Origin of the sequence: Streptomyces sp. NBRC 109706, assembly GCF_000974485.1 — a bacterium.
In the GTDB taxonomy this organism is placed as follows: domain Bacteria; phylum Actinomycetota; class Actinomycetes; order Streptomycetales; family Streptomycetaceae; genus Streptomyces.
The window spans coordinates 25,679-47,067 of sequence record NZ_BBOM01000004.1 but is presented as its reverse complement, the minus strand read 5'-3'; the positions used below and the strand labels follow the sequence as shown (position 1 = coordinate 47,067).

Here is a 21,389-nt window from a genome sequence, read left to right as displayed (position 1 = left end):
TCCTTTTCCGATGCCCGACGACGCCAGGAGGCGGCCTCCGGCGACCGCCCTCGTCCCCTGCTCACCACGGCCGGCGGCCTGCTGGTCTGGACCCCGCGCCGCCGAGCGGACCCGCGGGGCCCGACCGGGGCGGCTCAGCCCCGGCCGAGGAACCCGTTCAGAAAGTCGGCCGCCAGCGGCCCCGCGTCCCGGCCGCCCGAACCGCCGTCCTCCAACATCACCGCGAACGCCACGTCCTCCGCGCCCAGATAGCCGATCATCCAGGCGTGCGTGGCCACCTCGCCCTCCTCGTTCTCGAACTCGGCGGTGCCGGTCTTGCCATGCGGCTCGCCCGGCACCCCGGCCAGCGCCGAGGCGGAGCCCTCCGTCACCGTGTCCCGCATCAGGCCGCGCAGCGCCTCGAAGGTGGCGTCGGACAGCTCGACGGCCGGGGCGTGCGGGGCCTCCACCGCCTCCGGCACCAGCACCGGCTGGTGGAACCCACCGGCCGCGACCGTCGCCGCCACCGATGCCATCACCAACGGACTGGCCTGCACCTGGTGTTGCCCGATCAGCGAGGCGGCCAGCTGGTTGTCCTCCTCGCTGACCGGCACCGCGCCGTCGAACGTGGCGGCGCCCACGTCCCAGGTGCCGCCGATACCGAACGCCTCCGCCGTCGCGCCCAACGAATCGGGCTCGAAACGGTCCAGCTGGCCGATGAAGGCGGTGTTGCACGAGGCGGTGAACGCGTCATGCAGATCCGTGTCGTCCCCCAGCTCGAACTCGCCCTGGTTCTCGAAGCGCTGGCCGTTGACCGTGACATAGCGCGGGCAGCCGAGCGGATCGTCCACCGCCACCCCGCTCTCCAGCAGATGCGCCGCGGTGATCACCTTGAAGGTGGACCCGGGCGGCAACTGCCCCTGGAGGGAACGGTCGAACCCGCCCGCCGGGGCGTCGGCCAACGCCAACACCTCGCCCGTCGACGGCCGCACCGCCACGATGGAACCGTCCTTGCCCGCGTCGGCCAGCGCCTCCTCCGCCGCCCGCTGCACCTCGGGATCGATGGTGGTGGCGACGGGCCGCCCCGACTCGCCCTCCCGCTCCTCCAGGGTGCGCACCGCCTCGCCGGTGGCGCGGTCCGCGATCACCAGCCTGGCCCCCGGCGTGCCGGCCAACAGCTCCTGATACCGCGCCTGGAGCCCCGATGTGCCCTCGCCGGTCTCCGGATCGACGCTCCCGACCACCGCGCGGGCCGCGAGCGCCAACGTCCGCTCCCGCTCGGCGAACTGGAGCCCCGGCACCGGAAGCAGCTCCTCGGCATGCGCCGCGTAGACCTCCTCGCGCACCGTGACCACCGGCACCGCCTGGTCCGGCTCCGCCTCGGCGACCCGCTCGCTCAACGCCGCCACGTCTATACCGGCGTCCAGCTCCTCCAGCACGCTCCAGGCCCGTTCCTCGTCGGTGAGTTGGGCCGGCCATATGCTGATCTCCCACACCGGGGCACGATCGGCGAGGGGGCTCTCGTCGGCCGCCAGTATGGGGGCACGCTCCGGCCAGAGCACGGTGTTGACCAGCGTCTGGCCCTCCGCCAACTCGGGATGCAGCAGGGCGGACTCCCAGCGCAGCGTCCAGGCGTCGCCCTCCCCCGGCACCGCCAGGGCCTCGCTCTCGTAGGACAGCTCCCCGAACCCGGCGAGCGTGAGCCGGGCGGTGAACGGCACCGCCCGCGCGCCGTCCGGGGCCTGCGCCGCGTCCGACGGCGCGCTGTCGTCGCCGACCTCGAAGGAGATCTCCTCCGGGGCGGTGTTGGACATCACCGACTCCAGCAGGGACTCGGCCTCCGCCGGATCGTCCGTGCCCTCGGCCGCCCGCGCCAACTCCCCTTCGGCCCAGGCGTCCAGAAAGTCCTGGACAGCCGCCCGGGCCCGCTCGTTCCCGTTGTCCCCGCCGCCACCGCGCAGCAGCAGCACCGCCCCCACGGCCAGCACCGTCACCAGCGCCGCTGCGCCGATGAACGTCCAACGGTGGCTCCGCCAACTCCCGGACGTTCGCGCGGGAATCCATCCAGATCCGCTGTTCGCCATGGCGCGACCTTACCCGGCCACACTGTCAAAAGCCGGGCGTGCGCGGAGACAAGGGGCCCGGAAACGGCGGAGAGCCAGTCGTGGGCATGGAAAAACCCCGATCCGGAGCACCGGATCGGGGCGATGCGCCGGCCCGGGGCTACCGGGCCGGCACTGAGGTGGAGATGGCGGGAATCGAACCCGCGTCCAACGAAGCAGAAGGAGGGCTTCTCCGAGCGCAGTCCGCTGCGATTTTCTCGGCCCCGGAGATCACGCGGACAAGTCTCCGACGGGCTCAGTCACTGTTTGGTGTCCCGCTCAACTCCCGTGACCGGAGTGAACGGTGAGTCCCCTAGCTGATGCCAGGACCCGGGACGGGAACAAGCCCGGACTGACACTTCGCGTTCGCTACTTAGGCAGCGAGGGCGAAGGAATCGCGCTTGGAATCGGCGATTATTTTTTTGCGACATATGGTTAACGAGATCATTGCCGCTTCCTCGGCTCGCTTCCCCTGCTTCAACATTCGCTGTCGAAACCGATCATCCCCATGTTGAGTTAACAAACGAGCCACCGGGATACTTCCTGCCCCGGCCCGCCTCGCGGCACCGCCCCGTTCGAGGGCCCGGCTCGTGCGCTGTGCTCCGTCGTCCAGTATAGCGCGACGGCCGTCAGCCGCGCTCCCGGCGGCGGACCGCCGACATCGTCCGCTCCGCCTCCCTGCGGTCCTGCTTCTCGCGCAGCGTCTGCCGCTTGTCGTACTCGCGCTTGCCCCTGGCCAGCGCTATCTCGACCTTGGCCCGACCGTTCGAGAAGTACAGCGCGAGCGGCACCAGGGTCAGCCCCGACTCCTGGAGCTTGCCGATCAGCTTGTCGATCTCGGCACGGTGCAGCAGCAGCTTGCGCTTGCGCCGGGCGCTGTGGTTCGTCCACGTGCCCTGCGCGTACTCCGGAATGTGCACATTGTGCAGATAGACCTCACCGGCATCGAGCTGGCCGAAGCCGTCGACCAACGAGGCGCGACCGGCGCGCAGCGACTTGACCTCGGTGCCGGTCAGCACCAGACCACACTCATAGGTATCCAGAATGTGGTAGTCATGCCGCGCCCGCTTGTTCTGCGCGATGAGTTTGCGACCCTTTTCCTTAGCCATGGCCCGCCAAGTCTACCCATCAGCCCGCCGCCGGCCCCGGGGATTTTCCCGGCCCGCCGCCGCCCCCGGCTAGCCTCCGGCCTCCAGCCCGCCGAGCACCGTCCTGGCCTCCTCCTCGGCGTCCTGCCCCGAGCCGACCAGCAGATCGGGCACGATCCCGTCCTCGTCGACCGTCCGCCCCGACGGGGTGACATAGTGCCCAACGGTCAGCTCGGCCACCGATCCGTCCGGCTGCTCGCTCGGCATCTGCACCGTGCCCTTGCCGAAGGTCCTGGCGCCGACGATCACCGCGCGGTTGCGGTCCTGGAGGGCGCCGGTCAGCATCTCGGCCGAGCTCATGGTGCCGCCGTCCACCAGCACCACCAGCGGCGTGCCGGTGTCCCCGCCGGACTCGGCGTGCAGGGCCCGCTCGTCGCCGTAGACCTCGTAGGTGGCGACCAGTCCGCCGTCCAGGAAGACCGAAGCCGCCTCGGCCGCCTCGGTGAGCAGCCCGCCCGCGTTGCCCCGCAGGTCGAGCACGATCCCGTGGTCGTCCGGCACCTCGGCCACCGCCTCGCGCAGCAGCTCGGCCGCCCCCCGGGTGAAGGAGCTCACCTCGATCCGGGTGACGCCGTCGCCGCTCTCGGAGACCGAGACGCTGCGCACGGCGAGCCTGGCCCGTTCGACCTCAAGATCCCAGCGGCGGTCGTCACGTGCCAGCTCCAGCAGGACCGTGCTGCCAGGACCCGCCTGTTCGGCCTGGTCGCTGCCGCGCAGCCGGCTGACCACATCGGTGACCGGGCCACCGGCCAGCGGCACCCCGTCGATGGCCAGGATCTCGTCGCCCGGCGCGATCCCGGCCCGCTCGGCCGGGCTGTCCCGGTGCACCTCGGCGACCTCGATCCGGCCGTCGGCGGTGCGCAACACCGCTATTCCGGTGCCGACGTACTCGCCCTCAAGGCCGCGGCGCAGCTGTTCGTACTCCTCGGCGGTATAGGCGGCCGACCAGCGGTCCCCGCTGTCGCTCACCAGCCGTCTGGCATCGTCCTCGGCCGCGGGCGCGGTGCCGCCCGAGCGGCTGAGGCCGGAGGCGAGCACCCGCGACTCGACGCCGTCGGCCGCCTCGGGCCAGGATCCGGTGACCGCGCCGGCGGCCAACACCCCGGTGAAGACACAGGCCAGGGCCACACCACTCCGGACGCTCCGGGACGAACCACGGTGGGACGGACGTGACATGCTGCGGAGTGTAGGACATCTCCGGCGCGCGCACGGCAGTTGGCATCCGGCGCGCACCGGGGATACGTCACACCCGAATTACACCTTCAGGTACTTGTACAACGCGAAGAATGCTGCAAGGGCCGGCATCGCCACGCCCACCGCGAGGACATAGGGGAGCACCGAGAACACCGCGTCCCAGCCGACGAAGTCGATCACCGGGATGCGTTCCGCGAGGAAGTTGTCGATCGCGAAGTAGACGCCGAGGAGCAGCACACAGGCGAAGAGCGCGCCCATCAGCCCGGCGATGGTGGCCTCCAGGATGAAGGGCATCTGGATATAGAAGCTGGACGCCCCCACCAGCCGCATGATCCCGGTCTCCCGCCGTCGGCTGAACGCCGACACCCGCACCGTGTTCACGATCAGCAGCACGGCCACCACCAGCATCAGCAGCATCAGCCCCAGCGCGGCGACGTTCACACCGTTCAACAGGTTGAACAGGTTCTCCAACAGGGAACGTTGGTCCGTGACGGACTGCACGCCCTCCCGGCCGGCGAAGGCCGAGGAGATCACCTCGTACTGGGTCGGGTCCTCCAGCTTGACCCGCAGCGACTGCTGCATCTGCTCGGGCGTCACCACGGCGGCGAACGGCGAGTCCTTCTGCTGCTCCTGGTAGCGCTCGTACGCCTCCTCGGCGGACTCGACATAGACCTCCTCGACGAGCGGCAGCTCCTTCAACTCGTCGTAGATCGCGTCCCGCTGCTCGTCGGTCGCCGCCCCCCGGGAGCAGGCCGCGTCGTTCTCCGCGTCGATCTCGTTGCAGAGGAAGATCGACACCTCGACCCGGTCATACCAGAAGTCCTCCATGCTGTTGACCTGTTTCCTGGCCAACAGCGCACCTCCCAGCAGGGCCAGGGAGAGGGCGACGGAGACGATCACCGCGAAGGTCATCGTCAGATTGCGACGGAGACCGACCCCGATCTCCGAGAGGACGAAGTGAGCGCGCATGGCGTCCTTCCAGTGGTCGAGTCAGTGTTGGTAGCCGTAGACGCCGCGTACTTGGTCACGGACCAACCGACCACGTTCGAGCTCGATCACGCGCTTACGCATCTGGTCCACGATCTGGGCGTCGTGGGTGGCCATGATCACCGTGGTTCCGGTGCGGTTGATGCGATCCAGCAGCTTCATGATGCCGACCGACGTCTGCGGGTCCAGGTTGCCGGTGGGCTCGTCCGCGATCAGCAGCATCGGACGGTTGACGAACGCCCGGGCGATCGCGACGCGTTGTTGTTCACCGCCGGAGAGCTCGCCCGGCATCCGGTCGTCCTTGCCGCCCAGACCGACCAGGTCCAGCACTTCGGGCACCGTCTTGCGGATCTGCCCGCGCGGCTTGCCGATGACCTCCAGGGCGAACGCGACGTTCTCCCCCACGGTCTTGTTGGGCAACAGCCGGAAGTCCTGGAAGACCGTCCCGAGTTGACGCCGCACCTGGGGAACCTTCCAGTTGGACAGCCGGCCCAGGTCCTTGCCCAGCACGTGCACGGTGCCCTGGGAGGCACGCTCCTCGCGCAGCAGCAGCCGCAGGAAGGTGGACTTGCCCGAGCCTGACGAACCCACCAGGAAGACGAACTCGCCACGTTCGACCTCCAGCGAGACGCCGCTGAGCGCCGGCGCCTGCTGCCGGGGATATGTCTTGGAGACGTTGTCGAATCGAATCACGGTTACACCATGTCGGGACTGGGTATCTGCGAGGGGCTTCCCCACGCTGGGGCAGACCCTACGCGAAGCGCCGCGCGGCGCGCAGTCGGCGCCCACAACGGCATCCCGCTTGTCCGTTCTTGTAGGGGTTTCGCTGCGGCACCGACCGGCGGTTCCGTCTCCCGCGCGCGGTCTGCGTTCGCGCCGCGTTCCTGGCACAGTGGAGGGTGACGGGGGGATCGAGAGGAGACGATCGCATGACCGCCGAGTGGCTGGTATGCGCGAACTGCGCGGGGCGGGTGAGCGAGGGGCGGTGCGCGGTATGCCGTGCCGAGCTGGCGCGGCTCCGGCAGGAACGAAACCCCTGGGCCACGCTGGGCGGCCCCGCTGGGCTGATCGCCCTGCTGCTGGGGCTGGCCGCCGTGGCCCTCCTGGTGGCCCGCCCGGCCTGAGCGAGAGGCCGGGGCGGGGGCCGCTCGCGAGCGCCTGTCGGCGGGAGCGGCCCGGAACGTCGACGGGAGCGGTCCGGAACACGGACAACGGGCCCGGAACGACTCTGCGTTCCGGGCCCGTCGCCGTGTGTCAGGATGCGTCAGCGCGGCCCTCAGGCAGCGGCGGCGCCACCCTTGTTGATCAGACGCGGAAGGTAACGGAAGCCGACGCCACCGGCGATCATGGTGGCGGCACCGATGATCAGCAGCGTCTCGTTGGTGGAGGAACCGGTCTCGGCGAGCTCGCCGCGGTCCTCCTCCGCCGGCACCTCGGTCTCGGTCAGGTCCTCGGTGGGAGTGTCCTGCTCGATCGGGCTGCTGCCCCCCTCGGTGTCGGGCTCAAGCCCGCCACTGCTGGCGCCCTCGGCAACTCCCTCGGGGCCGTTGCCCGGACCCTCGGGGTCACCCGGGTCCCCACCGGGGCCCTCGGGGTCCTCGCCGCCCGGACCACCCGGGTCCTCACCGGGGCCACCCGGGTCTTCACCCGGACCACCCGGGTCCTCGCCCGGACCACCCGGGTCCTCACCGGGACCGCCCGGGTCTTCACCCGGACCACCCGGGTCCTCGCCCGGACCACCCGGGTCCTCGCCCGGACCACCCGGGTCCTCACCGGGACCCTCGGGGTCGCCCGGCTCCTCGCCGCCCGGACCCTCGTCGTCGCCCCCGATCGCACCCTCGAGCAGACCGTCAAGGGTGCCCTCAAGGACACCGTCGATGGCGGCGTCGTTGCTGCCCGCCGGAGGCTTGGCGGAGTTGTTGCTCGCCGACGCGGTGCCGACCACGGCGAGCGAGGCGCCGGCGGCGAAGACAGCCGCTGCGGCCACCCGTGCCACGTTGGCCCGTGTCTTGGGACTGGCCATCTATTCACTACCCCCTGTAGCTATATGGTTCGTGACAGTGTCCCGTCAATGGAGCCGCCTCACGCAAGAGCGATGGCCGTGCGGGGCACTCACCTAGACTCTCGCGCGCCCCGTGCGCAGCTCGCACCCACGGATGACAGGCGTGCCAAGCGAACAGCTTTCCCCCTGAAAGCATCCACGTCAAGCAGGATGTCCGGTAAGTGGCTTCCCAGGATGAAGAGTTGTGTGAAGGTTACTTCTCGTGCTGTTTACGCCAGCGGATTCCCGCATCGAGGAACTCGTCGATATCCCCGTCCAACACGCCCTGCGGGTTTCCGACTTCATGATCCGTGCGCAGGTCCTTGACCATCTGGTACGGCTGAAGAACGTAACTCCGCATCTGGTTGCCCCAGGAGTTTCCGCCATCGCCCTTGAGCGCGTCCATCTTGGCCTGCTCGGCGGCACGTTGATGGGCGAGAAGGCGCGCCTGGAGCACGCGCATCGCGGCGGCGCGGTTCTGGATCTGGGACTTCTCGTTCTGACAGGAGACCACGATGCCGGTCGGCAGATGCGTGATACGGACGGCTGAGTCCGTGGTGTTGACGGACTGACCACCCGGGCCCGAGGAGCGGAAGACATCCACCCGGATCTCGTTCTCCGGGATCTCGATATGGTCCGTCTGCTCCACCACCGGAAGCACCTCGACGCCGGCGAACGACGTCTGACGGCGGCCCTGGTTGTCGAACGGGGAGATCCGCACCATCCGGTGGGTGCCCTGCTCGACGGAGAGCGTGCCGTAGGCGTAGGGGGCCTTGACCGTGAAGGTGGTGGACTTGATCCCCGCCTCCTCGGCATAGGAGGTGTCCAGGACCTCGGTGGGGTAGCCGCGGCGCTCGGCCCAGCGCAGATACATCCGCTGCAGCTGCTCGGCGAAGTCCGCCGCGTCGACGCCACCGGCCTCGGCGCGGATGCTGATCATGGCCTCGCGGGGGTCGTACTCGCCGGAGAGCAGGGTGCGCACCTCAAGCTCGTCCACGGACTTGCGCACCGAGGACAGCTCCTCCTCGGCCTCCCGGCGGGTGTCCGCGTCGCTCTCGTCCTCGGCCAGCTCGAAGAGCACCGCGAGGTCGTCGATGCGCGAGTGCAGCTCCTCGACCTTGCGCAGCTGGCCCTGGAGCCACGACAGCCGGCTGGTGACCTGCTGGGCGCTCTCCGGGTCGTCCCAGAGGCTGGGCGCCGCCGCCTGCTCTTCGAGCTGGGCGATGTCGGCCCGCATCCGGTCGAGATCGATCACGGCCTCGATGGACTCCATGGTGGAGGTGAGGGACTTCAGCGCTTCGGAAACATCGACGACTGCCACCCCCCCAGCGTAACCGCTGGCGACCACGGCGATCCGCCGCCCGACCGTACCGATGGGCGGGGCTCCGCCACGCGGCGCCGGGCGCCGGGGCGGGAACGGCGCTCAGCCGAGCTCGTCCACCTCGCTGACCACGCTTTCGACCGGGCCCCGGCCGTCGGAACCGCCCTCGCCGCCGTCGCCACCGTCCCCGCCATCCCCGGAGAACAGCAGCCAGCCGCCGAGCGCGGCCAGCACCGCGGCACCGGCCACCGTCACGGTGAGCCGCCGGCGGCGGCGGTTGCTGGCGGCGTTGCGGGCCGACCCGGCGCGCGGCTGGCCCGGCGCGCGGGGCGCACGGGCCGTGCCATGGGCGCCGCCCGCCAACTCCTCGGCGTCGGGCACCCGCATACGGGTGTGGGTGGCCCGCTCCGAGTCCGGGGCGGCACCGCGCACCAGGGGCACGGCGGCGCGGCCGGCGGCGGCCGGCGCCAGCTCGGCGGACTCGGCCAGCTCGGTCAGTTCGCCCAGCTCGGCCAGTTCGCCATAGGCCGCCCGCCCCTCGTCCTCGGTGGGATCGCCCAGGTCGAGCGGGGGCAGTCCGGCCAGCGACGGCTGCAGCTCGCGGAGCCGGGAGGCCAGTTCGGCGGCGCGCAGCCGGGAGGCCGGCGCCTTCGCCAGGCACTGCTGGATCAGCTCCCACAGCTCCTTGGGCAGCCCGGGCAGTTCGGCGGCCTTCTCCGTGACCTGCCGGCGGAGCACCGCGCCCGGATGCCCGCCGCCGAACGGGGTGAAGCCGGCGAGGAGTTCGTAGAGCACGGTGACCAGGGCGTAGATGTCCACGGCCGCGCGGGGCGGCAGGCCCTCGACGATCTCCGGCGCCATGTAGTCCGGCGTGCCGACCACCCCGGAGCGCCCGCCGTGCCGTGGCTCGTCGATCAGCTTGGCGACGCCGAAGTCGGTGAGCAGGGCGGTGGGTTGCTCCTTGGAGTTGTCGAGCAGGATGTTCTCCGGCTTGACGTCGCGGTGGACGATGCCGGCGGCGTGCGCCACCGCGAGGCCGCTGGCCACCCCGGCGGTCAGGGCCACCGCCTCGGCGGGCGCGAGCCGGCGCTCGCGTTCCAGGTGCGCCCGCAGGTCGGGGCCGCGCACCAGATCCATCACCAGGGCGATGTCGCCGCCCCCCGAGTCGCCCTCGGGATCCGCGATGACCAGCTCGCGGACGCCCACGACATGGGGGTGTTCGAGGCCGAGGAGCGCGTGCCGTTCGTGGGCGAAGCGCTCGGCCAGATCGGGGTCGGCGGCGAGATCCTCCCGCAGCACCTTGATCGCGACGGGCCCGTCGGGCCCCTCCCCGAGCCACACCGTTCCGGCGCTGCCGCGGCCGAGCACACGGTGGGCGGTGTAGTGGCTGCCGATGTTCCGTGCCATGGCGTGAGGCTACGACGCGGCCTCGTTTCCCACAGGCCCCGCACGCCGGGCTTGTCCCGGTTTGCTGGCATGTCCGGCCGAAATTATCTGATGGGAAGTCGATAAATCACCGAGGTCGCCGAGGAGTTGGCGTCGACTTCACACCGCCCTGGCACCGACACGGCACCGCGGGCTCCCCGCTTTTCCCGGGAACCGGGAAAACGCCGTGCGGGGCACGGCATTCGCCTCATTCGGTATTGGGGAGGTTCTCCTGGATCTCCGAGACGTTGTCGCTCGCCTCCTCGATGAGCCCGAGCCATTCCCCCGCGTCCCTGAACCAGTCCTCGACGGTGTTCCAGAAACTCTTGCCGTCCGCGATCCAGTCCTGGAGCGGGGTGAAGTTCCACACCAGAAAACCGATCACCACGAGAATCAGCACCATGAACAGGCAGCCCTTGAGGCAGCCGAGCCCGGGGATGCGCATCGGATTGGCGCTGCCGGAACGGCCGCGCGGCTCGCGATCGTCACGCGGGGTAGCCGCGCGCCGGGGCGGGGGCTCCTGGTAGGGCGGCGGGGCCGGCCGCTGGTACTGCTGGGGCTGGGGGTACTGCTGCGGCTGCTGGTAGTGCTGGGGCGGCGGCTGCTGGGCCGGATAGCCATAGCCGTCCTGGCGCTGCGGCTGGGGCTGCGGCTGGGGTCGCTGCGGGGGGCGCCGCTGCGGACGTCGCTGCGGGGGGCGGTAGAGCGGATCCTGCGCCTGCTGCGCCGGCTGCACCCGGGTCGGCTCGTTGCGGTCCCTCGCGGCGCGCATCTGGTCGCCCCAGGGATGCGGGCCGTCGGCCCCCGGCCCCGAACCGGGCCCCTGGGCCGGCATGGCGCGGGTGGTGTCGAGCCCGAGATCGACGTCGTCGCCGCCGCTGTCGTCGCGGCCGGCGGTGGGCAGCAGGCTGGTCGAGGCGTTGGGGTCGGCGCCGAACCCGCCCGCGTCGTCCCCCGCGCCGCCGCTTCCCGATCCGCCGCTTCCCGATCCGCCGGGCATGACCCGCGTCGGCTCGGCGGATCCCGGCGGGCTGATGCCGGTGTCGGGGACCTTGACCGGGCTGGCGTCGGGCAGCAGCAGGGCGGTGACGCCGAGCGCCGCGTTCCGCTGCTCGGGGGTGGCGTTCTCGTTGATCCCGGCGGCGACGGTGCGCAGCGCACGGGCGAGGTTGACGGCCGAGGGGCGCTCGCCCGGCGACTTCCGCAGACAGCAGTCGACGACCGTCCACAGCGGCCCCGGCATTCCCTCGGGCTGCCGTGGCTGCTCGCTGATGTGCCGCTGGAGCACCTGGAGGGTGTTGGAGCCACCGAACGGGAACTGCCCGGTGACCAGTTCGTAGAGCAGGATGCCGGCGCCGTAGACATCGACCGCCGAGGTCTGCTCCCGGCCCTCGGCCGATTCGGGCGCGACATAGGACGGGGTGCCGACGAACTCGTGCGCCCTGGTGACGCCGGGGGAGTCGGCGAGCCTGGCGATCCCGAAGTCGGTCAGCATCGGGCGCAGCGGCTGACCGTCCCGGCCGCCGGCGAGCAGCACGTTGGCCGGCTTGAGATCGCGGTGGACGATGCCCTTGCCGTGCGCGGCGGCCAGCGCGTCGGCGATCTGGGCGGTGAGCAGGGCAGCGCCGACGGGGCTCAGCGGGCCGTTCTCGTAGAGGTAGCGATGGAGGTCCGGACCGTCGATCAGATCCATCACCAGGGCTATCAGCTCGCCCTCGACCACCAGATCGCGGGTGCGCACGATGTTGCCGTGGTTGGCAGCCGACAGCCGCAGCAGGACGGAGCGCTCCCGCAGGAAGCGCATCACCACGTCCGGGTCGTGCGCCAGCTCCTCCTTGAGCACCTTGACCGCGACCAACTCGCCCGGCTGACCGGCCACCGCCGCGTCGTCGCCGGCGGCCTCGCGCTGGCGACCGCGCCAGACGGTGCCCGTGGCTCCGCGCCCGAGCGGCTCCTCAAGCAGGTACTTGCTGCCTACCGGCCGCACGTGTGCTCCCTGATGCTTCGATGATGCTTCGATGCTTCGCTGGTGGTGACGAGATCTGAGCCCCCTACTGTAGTGCCGCCCTCCGACAGCGGGGGGTGTCGTGGGACCGTCCCGGCCTCGGCCCGGGCCGAGGGGGCTCGGTCGGACCGACGCCCCTCTGGACGCGGATTCGGCCGGTTCGGTTCCGCCGGCGCGATCCGGCGGGGACGGATGAGGCAGCGTCGGGCCCGGGCGGCTGGCGTGCCGGACGCGGTCGGGGTGCCGTCGGAGCATGGCCGTGGCGCGGTCGGGGCGTGGCCGTGGGACCGGTCGGGGTGCGCCGGGAGAGGGAGTCGGGTGAGGAAGTGGGGCGGGTCCGGTGAGGCGTATGGGAGTGAAGGTGGAGAATGCGCTTTCTCTCCCCCTGGCATTCACCGATCAGATCTGGTCAGATATGGCCAATCAAGATCATTAAGCACCAGGGGCGCGGAGCGGTGTCAGTGGCGGGTGCGAGGATGCCCTCAGCATCGGCATCCGATGCGGATCGGAACATGACAGCCGGGCTGGCGAGCGACCGGGAGGGCCGATGCCGATTCAGATCAGGTTGACCGTTCTCGGGCATGGCGCCGCCGGCGGGGTCGATGTCGCCGTCACGGCCCCGTCCGGCACCCCGCTCTCCGCCGTTCTCGGCTCCCTGGCCGGCTCCGTCGCGCCCGGCGGCGCCTCCCCCGGCGCGGTCTTCTGCGAGGACAGCCGGCTGGATCCGCGGCAGAGCCTGCTCGGCGAGCCGCCGCTGGTGGACGGCGCGGTGCTCTCGTTGCACCGCCCGCTGGAGGCCCCGGGCGCCGAGCCGGTGCCGGCCAGGCTGCTGGTGGTCTCCGGGCCCGACGCCGGCGGCGTGCATCTGCTGCGCGGCGGCACGGCCACCATCGGGCGTTCCGCCGACGCCGACATCCCGCTGGACGATCCGGATGTCTCCCGGCTGCACTGCTCGCTCACGCTGCGCCCCGACGGCACGGTCACCGTCGCCGATCTCGGCTCGACGAACGGCACCTCGGTGGACGGGCGGCCGGTCGGGGAGCAGCCGGAACGCGTGCCCCCCGGCGGGATACTGCGGCTCGGCGAGTCCGCACTGCGGGTGATCGCTGCGGACGGCTCCGTGCCGCCGCCGGCCTCGGCCCCGCCCGTCGCGGCCCCGGTCGGCGGCCCGCCGGTCGGCGGCGCGCCGGGCCGGCCGCAGCGGCGCGGCGGCGGTCTCGCGGGCTGGGCGCGGGGGCGGCTGGCCCCCGCGCCCGAGCAGACACACCTCGGCACGACGGTCCCGCCGCCCGTCCCGGCGGAGCCGGTCGACGAGTCCCGTTGGCCGGATCTGGCGGCCGTGCTGCTGATGGCGGTCGAGTCGGGCCCGCGCCTCTGGGAGCGCGGCCCCGGGCATCCGGACGCCTACGGGATACGGCTGGGCACGGCGCAGAGCGCGGGCGGCGGGCTCCCACCGGTCACGGTGAGCCTGCCGGCGGTGGGCTCCCTCGGCCTGGCCGGGCCCAGGGAGCGGGTCACGGGGCTCGCCCGTTCGGCGCTCGCCCAGCTGGCCGCGCTGCATCCGCCCAGCGCCCTGGAGTTGGTGGCGCTGGCCCCCGGCCGGGCCGAGGAGTGGTCCTGGCTCGGCTGGCTGCCCCATGTGAAGCCGCTGCGCGGCCAGGACTGCCGGCTGCTTCTCGGCTTCGACGAGGAGCAGGTGGCCGCCCGGCTGGCCGAGTTGGCCGAGCTGGCGGCCGCGCCGGGCGCCGCCCCCCGGCGGCGCACGGTGGTGCTGGTCGACGGCCGGGTCGACGGCCCCGCCGCCACGGCGCTGGCCCGGCTGGCCTCGGACGGCGCCGCCGCCGGCATCCATCTGCTCTGTCTGGCCGAGGCGCCCCCGGCCACCCCGGAGTCGCCGGTGGCCGAGGCGCTGGAGGCCGCCGGTGCCGCCCTGCCCGCCTTCGCCGGGTGCGGGGCGGTCGGGCTGCTCAGCGGCGCGGTGGCCACGGCGGTGCGGCTGGTCGGCGCCGATCGGCGTCCCGGCCCCCCGGCCAGCGCCGACGCGGTCTCCCGGGCCTGGGCCGAGCGCTTCGCCCGCGCGCTCGCCCCGCTCTCCGAGGACACCCTGGGATCCCCGCCGAGCGCCCCGGGCGCCCCCGCTCCCACCCCGCTGCCCGACAGCTGTCGGCTGCTCGACGTGTTGGAGCTGTCCCGCGTCACCCCGGGCGCGTTGCGGGAGCGTTGGGCCCATGGCTCGGAGCTGCCGCTGGCCCTCGGTCTGGGCGAACGGGGTCGGGTTTCGGTCAATCTTTCGGAGTTGGCCGCCCCGCTGTTGATCGAGGGCGCCGCCCGCTCCGGGCGCACCGAGCTGCTCAACGCGCTGGCCGCCTCGCTGGCCGCGACGCTGGGCCCGCACGAGCTGTCGCTGCTGCTGGTCGAGGGGGCGGCGGACGGGCTGCGTCCCTCGGCCGAGCTGCCGCAGGTCGCCTCCTATCTGGGCGCCACGGATCCGTTGCGGATCCGCGCCTTCGCGCAGGCGCTGCGCGCCGAGTTGAAGCGGCGGGCGCTGCTGCTGGGCGAGTCGGCGTTCGCCGCGCAGGAGTTGGGCGGCGCCCAGCTGTTGCAGGGCGAGCCGGGGGCGGACGGCGGCCCGTTGGCCGAGGGGCGGGTGATCTCCCCGAGGTCGGGGCACGAGCCGAGCGGCTGGCACGGCCAGGAGGCGTCCGTCCCCGAGCCGCCGATGCGGGTCCCCGGCAGCGCGCCGCTGCCCTGGCTGGTGGTCCTGGTCGACGATCTGCCCGCGCTGTTGGCGCCCCCGCTGGGCGCGCCGGGCCGGCAGGCCGCCGGCTCGATGGTGCGGGTGCTGGAGGCGGCGCGGCGGGAGGGCCCCCGTCTCGGGGTGCGGCTGGTGTTGGCGGGCGGCCCGCCGGCGGCGGGCGATCCGTTGGATCTCTCGGTCGCGCTGCGGCTGGCCCTGACGGGCACGCCCCCGGGGCGGGCCGAGTTGCGTTCCCCCGGCGGCGCCCGCACCCCGTTGCAGACGGGCCGGGTCACGGGGCGGATCCCCCGCACGGCCACGCTGCGCCCCACGGTCACCCGGCTCGACTGGGAGCGGGTCGGGGATCCGCCGGCCCGGCGGCCGGTCCGCGAGTTGGGCAACGGCCCCACGGATATCGCCCTGCTGGCCAGCGCGGCCACGCGCGCAGCGCAGACCCCCAGGACCGCGAGCGCCACCCCCGTCTGACGGCCCACGGGCCCGCCCCGCCCGGCGTGCTCTTCCCGCAGGCCAGCGGGGCCGGCGCGCCCTGTCGACGCCGCCCGCCTTCCCCGGAATCGTCGCGCCCGGCGCGGGCGACGCGCGCCGGCGTCCGCGCCCGGCGGGTACGCGTACATTGTCCGAGGGAATCCTGACTGGCCGGTAACAGGCCCATCACAAAGGTCAGTTGAGACCCCATCCGCCTTGATCGGAAAGCCGACTGCGCGTAGGAACGTGCGGCGTAGGACGTGCGGCGTGGCAGGCCCTGCATTTCGTAGGGACACTGCCGCATCCAAGTGAGGCGGTGTTCATGCGCGGTTCGGGCCCAAGCCCTGGCCGGAGAATGACGCGGGTGGCAGCGGCGGTGGTGGCCACCACCGCGCTGACGCTGACAGCGTGCGGCAACGACGACGAGGGCGACCGTAGCGACAGAGAGCCCACCATCGAACTCCCTGACCTGAGTGGTCAGTCCCTGGAAGTGGCCGCGGTCTGGACAGGCGCGGAACGGGACAACTTTGTTCGGGTGATGGACGAGTTCGAAAGCCGAACGGGCGCCTCGGTCACCGTGGTACCCAGCAGCGACAACGTCTCCCAGTTCGTCGGCACCAAGATCGAGGGCGGTTCGCCGCCCGACGTGGTGATGGTGCCGCAGCCGGGTGTGCTGCGGGAGTTCGCCGAGAAGGGGTGGCTGGCCCCGCTGGGCGAGACGACACTCGCGCAGCTGGAGGCCAACTACACGCCGGGCTGGCACGAGTTGGCCTCCTGGGACGGCGACCCGTACGGGGTCTATGTGAAGGCCGCCAACAAGTCCCTGATCTGGTACAGCTCCACCGCGTTCGACTACGCGGGGGTGCCGACCCCGGAGACCTGGGACGCGTTTGTCGACACCGCCTGGACGGTGTGGGAGTCGGGCACCACGCCCGTCTCGGTCGCCGGCGCCGACGGTTGGACGCTGACCGACTGGTTCGAGAACATCTACCTCTCCCAGTCGGGGCCGGAGATGTACGACCAGTTGGCCGCGCACGAGATCCCGTGGACCGACCAGAGCGTCACCGACGCGCTCACCACCCTCGGCGAACTCTTCGGCGAGAACCGGTTGTTGCGCGGCGGCGCGAGCGGATCGCTGGGGACCGACTTCCCCACCTCCGTCACCCAGACGTTCATCAACCTCACCACCCCCGACGCCGCCATGGTCTTCGAGGCGGACTTCGTCGGGTCGGTGATCACCGACAGCACCGACGCGGTGATCGGTGAGGACGCCCGGGTGTTCCCGTTCCCGGCGGTGGACGCCGGGGACCCACCGGTGGTCAGCGCCGGTGACGCGGCGGTCGCGGTCTCCACGGACGGCCGGGCCAGCGAGGCGCAGGAGGCGCTGATGACCTTCCTGGCCTCCACCGACGCGGCCGCCATCTGGGCGGAGCCCGGCGGCTTCGTCTCACCGAACAAGTCGCTTGAGTTCGACGTCTACCCGAACGAGGTGCAGCGCGGAATCGCCGAAGCGCTCATCGCGGCGGGTGACGACTTCAGGTTCGACATGTCGGACCAGACCCCGGCCGCCTTCGGTGGCACCACCGGCCAGGGCATGTGGCAAGGACTGCAGAACTTCCTGCGCGACCCCGACGACATCGAGGGGGCCCAGGCGTACCTGGAGTCCCAGGCGGCCAGCGCTTACGGCGACTGACGGACGGAGACTGACTTCCCATGGCATCCGGCAAGGCGGTGATCAGGGCACGCCCCTGGGCCGTGGTGTGCTTCCTGTTCCCGGCGCTGCTGTTGCTCGGCGCGCTGGTGGTGTACCCCATCGGGTACTCCGTGCAGCGCAGCCTGTTCGACGCGTCCGGCGACAGTTTTGTCGGCCTGGACAACTTCAAGGAGATATTCAGCGACGACGGCATCAGGACCGCGCTGGAGAACACCCTGATCTGGATCGTGGTGGCGCCGACGGTGGCCACCGCGCTGGGTCTGGTCTTCGCGGTGCTGACCGAACGCATCCGCTGGGCGACGGTCTTCAAGCTGATCGTCTTCATGCCGATGGCGATCTCCATGCTGGCGTCCGGAATCATCTTCCGGATGGTCTACGAGCAGGACCCCGAGCGGGGTCTGGCCAACGCGCTGGCGACGACCGTGCACGACACCTTCGCCAGCAGCTCCAGTTGGCCCGACGCCGAACCGCGTCCCGGCGGTCCGTTGACCGTTCAGGACGACGGGTCGTATCTGCTGGAGGAGACCGTCTCGGCCGGCAGCCCGGTGCTGCTTCCGCTGGTGGCGGTCCCGCAGCCGAAGCTGTCGGGCGCCGATCTCGCCCAGGAGCCGGTCAGCGACCCCGGCCAGGTGACCGGCGCCATCTGGATGGACTTCACCCGGGGCGGCCAGGGCGTCGAGGGCGCCATCGACCCGGAGGAGAAGGCGCTCTCCGGGATCAAGGTCGAGGCGGTGCGGGACGGCGAGGTCGTGGCCGACACCAAGACCGGCGGGGACGGCACGTTCCAGCTCCCCGCCGAGGCGGAGGGCGCCCAACTCAGGCTCGCCGCCGACAACTTCACCGCCCCCTACAACGGCATCGAATGGCTCGGGCCCAAGGTCATCACACCGGCGATCATCGCCAGCTATGTGTGGATGTGGGCCGGCTTCGCCATGGTGCTGATCGCCGCCGGACTGGCCTCCGTACCCAGGGAGACCCTGGAGGCGGCCCGGGTCGACGGCGCCAACGAGTGGCAGGTCTTCCGCCGGGTCACGGTTCCGCTGCTGGCGCCGGTGCTGGGGGTGGTGGCGGTGACACTGATGATCAACGTGTTGAAGATCTTCGACCTGGTCTATGTCATCGCACCCGCCTCGTCCCAGGCGGACGCCAACGTGCTGGCGCTCGAACTGTATCTGTCCTCCTTCGGGGCCGGGGCGAACCAGGGCGTGGGCAGCGCGATCGCGGTGTTCCTGCTGCTGCTCGTGGTGCCCGTGATGATCATCAATCTGCGCAGGCTGCGACGGGAGAACCAGCGGTGACCGCTCCCACCTTGACCGCACACGTACCCGACCCGGCGCCCACCCCGGCGTCGGACGCCGTGGGCCCGCCCCGGCGTTCGGTGGGCAACCGTCTCGCCTCCCTCGCCGCCGGATCCGTGGTGCGGGTGATTCTGGTGGTGATCGGGGTGCTGTGGCTGCTGCCCACCGCCGGTCTGCTGGTCTCCTCGTTCCGCGATCCGCGCGATATCGCCTCCACCGGCTGGTGGGAGGCGCTGACCGATCCGGGCCAGTGGACCTGGTCCAACTACGACAGCCTGCTGGGCAACGACACCTTCACCGGCTCGGTGTGGACCACCGTGGCGATCACGGTGCCGGCCACGGTGTTGGTGATCGCGCTCGCCGCGCTGGCCGCCTACGCCTTCGCCTGGCTGGACTTCCCCGGCCGCGACTGGATCTTCCTGGTGGTCGTCGGGCTGTTGGTGGTCCCGGTCCAGATCGCGTTGATCCCGGTGGCCCGGCTCTTCAACACGCTGGGCATCTTCGAGACGACGCTGGGCGTGGTGCTCTTCCACTCGGCCTTCGGGTTGCCCTTCGGGATCTTCCTGCTGCGCAACTTCTTCTCCGAGATCCCGCGCGAACTGCTGGAGGCGGCCCGCCTTGACGGGGCAGGCGAACTGCGGCTGTTCTTCAAGGTGGTGCTGCCGCTGGGCGGCCCGGCGATCGCCGCGCTGGCCATCTTCCAGTTCATGTGGGTCTGGAACGACATGCTGGTGGCGCTGATCTTCGCGGACTCGGGCTCGCCGCCGATGACGCTGGCGCTGCAGCAGGAGATGCGGCAGTTCGGCAGCAACTTCGACGTGCTGGCCCCCGGCGCATTCCTGACCATGCTGATTCCGCTGGCGATCTTCTTCGCCTTCCAGAAGCAGTTCGTCTCCGGCGTGATGGCGGGCGCGGTGAAGTAGCCGTCCCGGGAGGAACGGACGGACGGCCAGGGGCCGGCCGGGGTGCTGACACCCCGGCCGGCCCCTTTTCTTGTCGGTCAGCCGGCGCGGCCGAGGTGCACGGTGCCGGCGGCGAGATAGAACGCGTCGGGCCGGTGCAGGATGCCCGAGGCGGCCTCGGGGTCCAGCAGGGCATCGAGGGTGGCACGGTCCTCGGGAGCGAGCCGGTCGGCCAGCTGCTCCCGCTGCCGGCTCAGTCGTTCCCGCAGATACTCCCGGGCGTCGGCGGGGAGCGGGGCCGGCAGCTCGGTGAGGAAGGTGCGCGAGGCGACGGGCGCCAGGCCCGCGCTGGTCAGCATCGAGGGCCAGTCCTCGGGCACGGCGACGGCACCGGGAAGCGCGTCACGCATCTCCTGGAACCATTCGGCGTGCGCCGCGTCCAGCCGTTCCTGCAGCCCCGGCCGGCCCAGGCCGAAATCCCTGGGCAGGCAGCGCGTGGGCAGCCCGCCCTCGGTCAGCGCCAGCGCGCCACCGGGCCGCAGCAGGGCGGCCAGTCGCCCCAACGCGCCCCGCTGGTCGCCCAGATGGTGGACGAAGAGGCTCGCCCAGACCAGGTCGAAGCCGCCCTCGATCCCGGCCAGCCCGGCCGGCAACTCGGCCTGCCGGGTCCGCACCCGGTCGCCGAGCCCCGCCGCTCGGGCGCGTTCGTCGGCCAGCCGCAGCAGCTCGGGGGAGCCGTCCAGGGCGACCACCTCGGCGTCCGGGAACTCCTCGGCCAACAGCGCGCTGGCCACCCCGGGACCGCTGCCCACGTCCAGGATCCGCCGCGCGCCCGGCTGCTCGCCACGCAGCCAGCGCACGGTCGCGCGCAGCGCGACGGCGTGCAGTTCGGCGCCCCGGACGAGCTGCGCGCCGGCCGCGTCCCAGTCGAAGTCCACCGCCTCGGCCCCGTGCTCTCCGCGGCGCTGGTGGTGCTGGTGATGTCCGGATGCGGACACGTCATCTTCCTTCCCTGAACCTACGGTTGACGCCGGCTCGGCCGCCCCGCACCAGCCGGGCCGGACGACGACGCTTCCTGCCGCCCGGCGGCTACCGGCCCTGCGGCCCGCGACGCGCGGACGGCCACGCGCGGCGGCCGAGGTGGCGGGCCCGGCCGGACGCCGCCGCGCGGGCGGCCGAGCAGCAGGCGCCAGGGCAGCACGGCCGCCTCCAGCTGGCTGGCCGCCGACAGCTTGGAGGCGCCGTCGAACCGCCCGGCGAAGCCGATGGGAATCTCCACCACCGGACAACCCGCGCGCACCGCCGCGTACTTCAGCTCCACCTGGAAGCCGTATCCGACGCTGCGCGCCGGCGCGGGCCCCAGCGCCCTGAGGGTGTCGGCCCGCCAGAGGGCGAACCCGGCGGTGATATCGCGCAGCCCGCCGCGCAACACCGTGGCCAGATAGCGGTTGGCCCAGCGGGAGAGCAGCCGGCGATGGGCCGGCCAGTCGGCGGCCAGCCGGCCGCCCGGCACATAGCGGCTGCCCACCACCAGGCCCGCGCCACTGGACAGCGCGGCACCCAGCAGCCGGGGCACATCGGCCACGGCATGGCTGCCGTCGGCGTCCATCTGGAGCAGATAGTGGGCGTCGCCGTCGCGGAGGGCATGCCGGAGGCCCGCGGCATAGGCGCGGCCGAGTCCGCTCTTGGCCGGCCGGTGCAGCACCTCGACCCGCTCCGGATGCCGCTTGGCCAGGCGGTCGGCGATCTCCCCGGTGGCGTCGGGGCTGTTGTCGTCCACCACCAGCAGCCGCAGCCCCGGCAGCGGGAGGGCCAGCAGCGCGGCCGCGGTCCTGGGCAGCGTGGTGGCCTCGTTGTAGGTGGGCATCACCACCGTCACCACTGTCGCCACCGTGGACGGGGTTTCGGCCCCGCGCGCGGGCACCGCCATGTGCACGCCCCTTCGTCGCCGACTACGCGGTCCGGATGCGGCGGCCCGGACGGCCCGGAACGGGCCCCCGGCCACCTATCGCTACGAATATCACCTTTATCCGTGGGCGGCAGATTTGTC

The 21,389-nt window shown here is 72.0% G+C and carries 16 protein-coding genes and 1 other RNA gene; 5 read left to right on the top strand and 12 right to left on the bottom strand.

Going from position 1 to position 21,389, the window contains the following annotated elements; all coding sequences use genetic code 11:
- Positions 1–134: 134 nt before the first annotated feature.
- The 6 genes from AOM46_RS00190 to ftsE all read right to left on the bottom strand — a co-directional run bounded on the left by AOM46_RS00190 (position 135) and on the right by ftsE (position 6,103).
- On the bottom strand, positions 135–2,063 hold the full coding sequence (locus AOM46_RS00190) for a penicillin-binding transpeptidase domain-containing protein (RefSeq protein WP_062203761.1): 1,929 nt from the start codon (positions 2,061–2,063) through the stop codon (positions 135–137).
- A 156-nt stretch (positions 2,064–2,219) separates the two neighbouring features.
- Positions 2,220–2,589, bottom strand: a transfer-messenger RNA (tmRNA) gene (gene ssrA / locus AOM46_RS00185).
- 121 nt (positions 2,590–2,710) lie between these two features.
- On the bottom strand, positions 2,711–3,190 hold the full coding sequence (gene smpB / locus AOM46_RS00180; protein WP_062203757.1) for an SsrA-binding protein SmpB: 480 nt from the start codon (positions 3,188–3,190) through the stop codon (positions 2,711–2,713).
- 69 nt (positions 3,191–3,259) lie between these two features.
- Positions 3,260–4,405 (bottom strand): S41 family peptidase, encoded by a 1,146-nt coding sequence (locus AOM46_RS00175; RefSeq protein WP_062203755.1) that lies wholly within the window; start codon positions 4,403–4,405, stop codon positions 3,260–3,262.
- A gap of 78 nt (positions 4,406–4,483) precedes the next feature.
- The gene (gene ftsX, locus AOM46_RS00170; protein WP_062203752.1) at positions 4,484–5,392 is read right to left on the bottom strand and encodes a permease-like cell division protein FtsX; all 909 of its coding nucleotides are present in this window, start codon (positions 5,390–5,392) and stop codon (positions 4,484–4,486) included.
- Between the two features lie 21 nt (positions 5,393–5,413).
- Positions 5,414–6,103, bottom strand: coding sequence for a cell division ATP-binding protein FtsE (gene ftsE / locus AOM46_RS00165; RefSeq protein ID WP_062203749.1), 690 nt, complete (start codon positions 6,101–6,103; stop codon positions 5,414–5,416).
- A gap of 236 nt (positions 6,104–6,339) precedes the next feature.
- On the opposite strand from ftsE, the gene AOM46_RS00160 reads away from it, so the two are divergent.
- A complete protein-coding gene (locus AOM46_RS00160) occupies positions 6,340–6,534 on the top strand; it encodes a hypothetical protein (RefSeq protein WP_062203746.1) in 195 nt (64 codons plus the stop codon).
- 152 nt (positions 6,535–6,686) lie between these two features.
- Here the strand turns inward: AOM46_RS00160 and AOM46_RS00155 are convergent, their stop codons facing one another.
- From AOM46_RS00155 to AOM46_RS00140, 4 genes are all read right to left on the bottom strand, one after another.
- Positions 6,687–7,397: an LPXTG cell wall anchor domain-containing protein gene (locus tag AOM46_RS00155; protein ID WP_158920152.1), complete on the bottom strand. Its 711-nt coding sequence runs from the start codon at positions 7,395–7,397 to the stop codon at positions 6,687–6,689.
- A gap of 268 nt (positions 7,398–7,665) precedes the next feature.
- On the bottom strand, positions 7,666–8,772 hold the full coding sequence (gene prfB, locus AOM46_RS00150; RefSeq protein WP_062203739.1) for a peptide chain release factor 2: 1,107 nt from the start codon (positions 8,770–8,772) through the stop codon (positions 7,666–7,668).
- A gap of 102 nt (positions 8,773–8,874) precedes the next feature.
- A complete protein-coding gene (locus tag AOM46_RS00145; protein ID WP_062203737.1) occupies positions 8,875–10,179 on the bottom strand; it encodes a serine/threonine-protein kinase in 1,305 nt (434 codons plus the stop codon).
- Positions 10,180–10,405: 226 nt separating this feature from the next.
- Complete coding sequence (locus tag AOM46_RS00140) at positions 10,406–12,184, bottom strand: serine/threonine-protein kinase (protein ID WP_062203734.1); 1,779 nt, start codon at positions 12,182–12,184, stop codon at positions 10,406–10,408.
- Between the two features lie 571 nt (positions 12,185–12,755).
- On the opposite strand from AOM46_RS00140, the gene AOM46_RS00135 reads away from it, so the two are divergent.
- The 4 genes from AOM46_RS00135 to AOM46_RS00120 all read left to right on the top strand — a co-directional run bounded on the left by AOM46_RS00135 (position 12,756) and on the right by AOM46_RS00120 (position 19,360).
- A complete protein-coding gene (locus tag AOM46_RS00135; RefSeq protein WP_062206143.1) occupies positions 12,756–15,425 on the top strand; it encodes an FHA domain-containing protein in 2,670 nt (889 codons plus the stop codon).
- A 355-nt stretch (positions 15,426–15,780) separates the two neighbouring features.
- Complete coding sequence (locus tag AOM46_RS00130; RefSeq protein WP_062203731.1) at positions 15,781–17,118, top strand: ABC transporter substrate-binding protein; 1,338 nt, start codon at positions 15,781–15,783, stop codon at positions 17,116–17,118.
- Between the two features lie 20 nt (positions 17,119–17,138).
- Positions 17,139–18,437 (top strand): carbohydrate ABC transporter permease, encoded by a 1,299-nt coding sequence (locus AOM46_RS00125; RefSeq protein ID WP_062203728.1) that lies wholly within the window; start codon positions 17,139–17,141, stop codon positions 18,435–18,437.
- 11 nt (positions 18,438–18,448) lie between these two features.
- Entirely contained in the window at positions 18,449–19,360 is a 912-nt protein-coding gene (locus AOM46_RS00120; protein ID WP_062206142.1) for a carbohydrate ABC transporter permease, read from the top strand.
- A 77-nt stretch (positions 19,361–19,437) separates the two neighbouring features.
- Here the strand turns inward: AOM46_RS00120 and AOM46_RS00115 are convergent, their stop codons facing one another.
- Complete coding sequence (locus AOM46_RS00115; RefSeq protein ID WP_062203725.1) at positions 19,438–20,337, bottom strand: trans-aconitate 2-methyltransferase; 900 nt, start codon at positions 20,335–20,337, stop codon at positions 19,438–19,440.
- A 20-nt stretch (positions 20,338–20,357) separates the two neighbouring features.
- Positions 20,358–21,269: a glycosyltransferase gene (locus AOM46_RS00110; RefSeq protein WP_067225780.1), complete on the bottom strand. Its 912-nt coding sequence runs from the start codon at positions 21,267–21,269 to the stop codon at positions 20,358–20,360.
- Between the last annotated feature and the right edge of the window lie 120 nt (positions 21,270–21,389).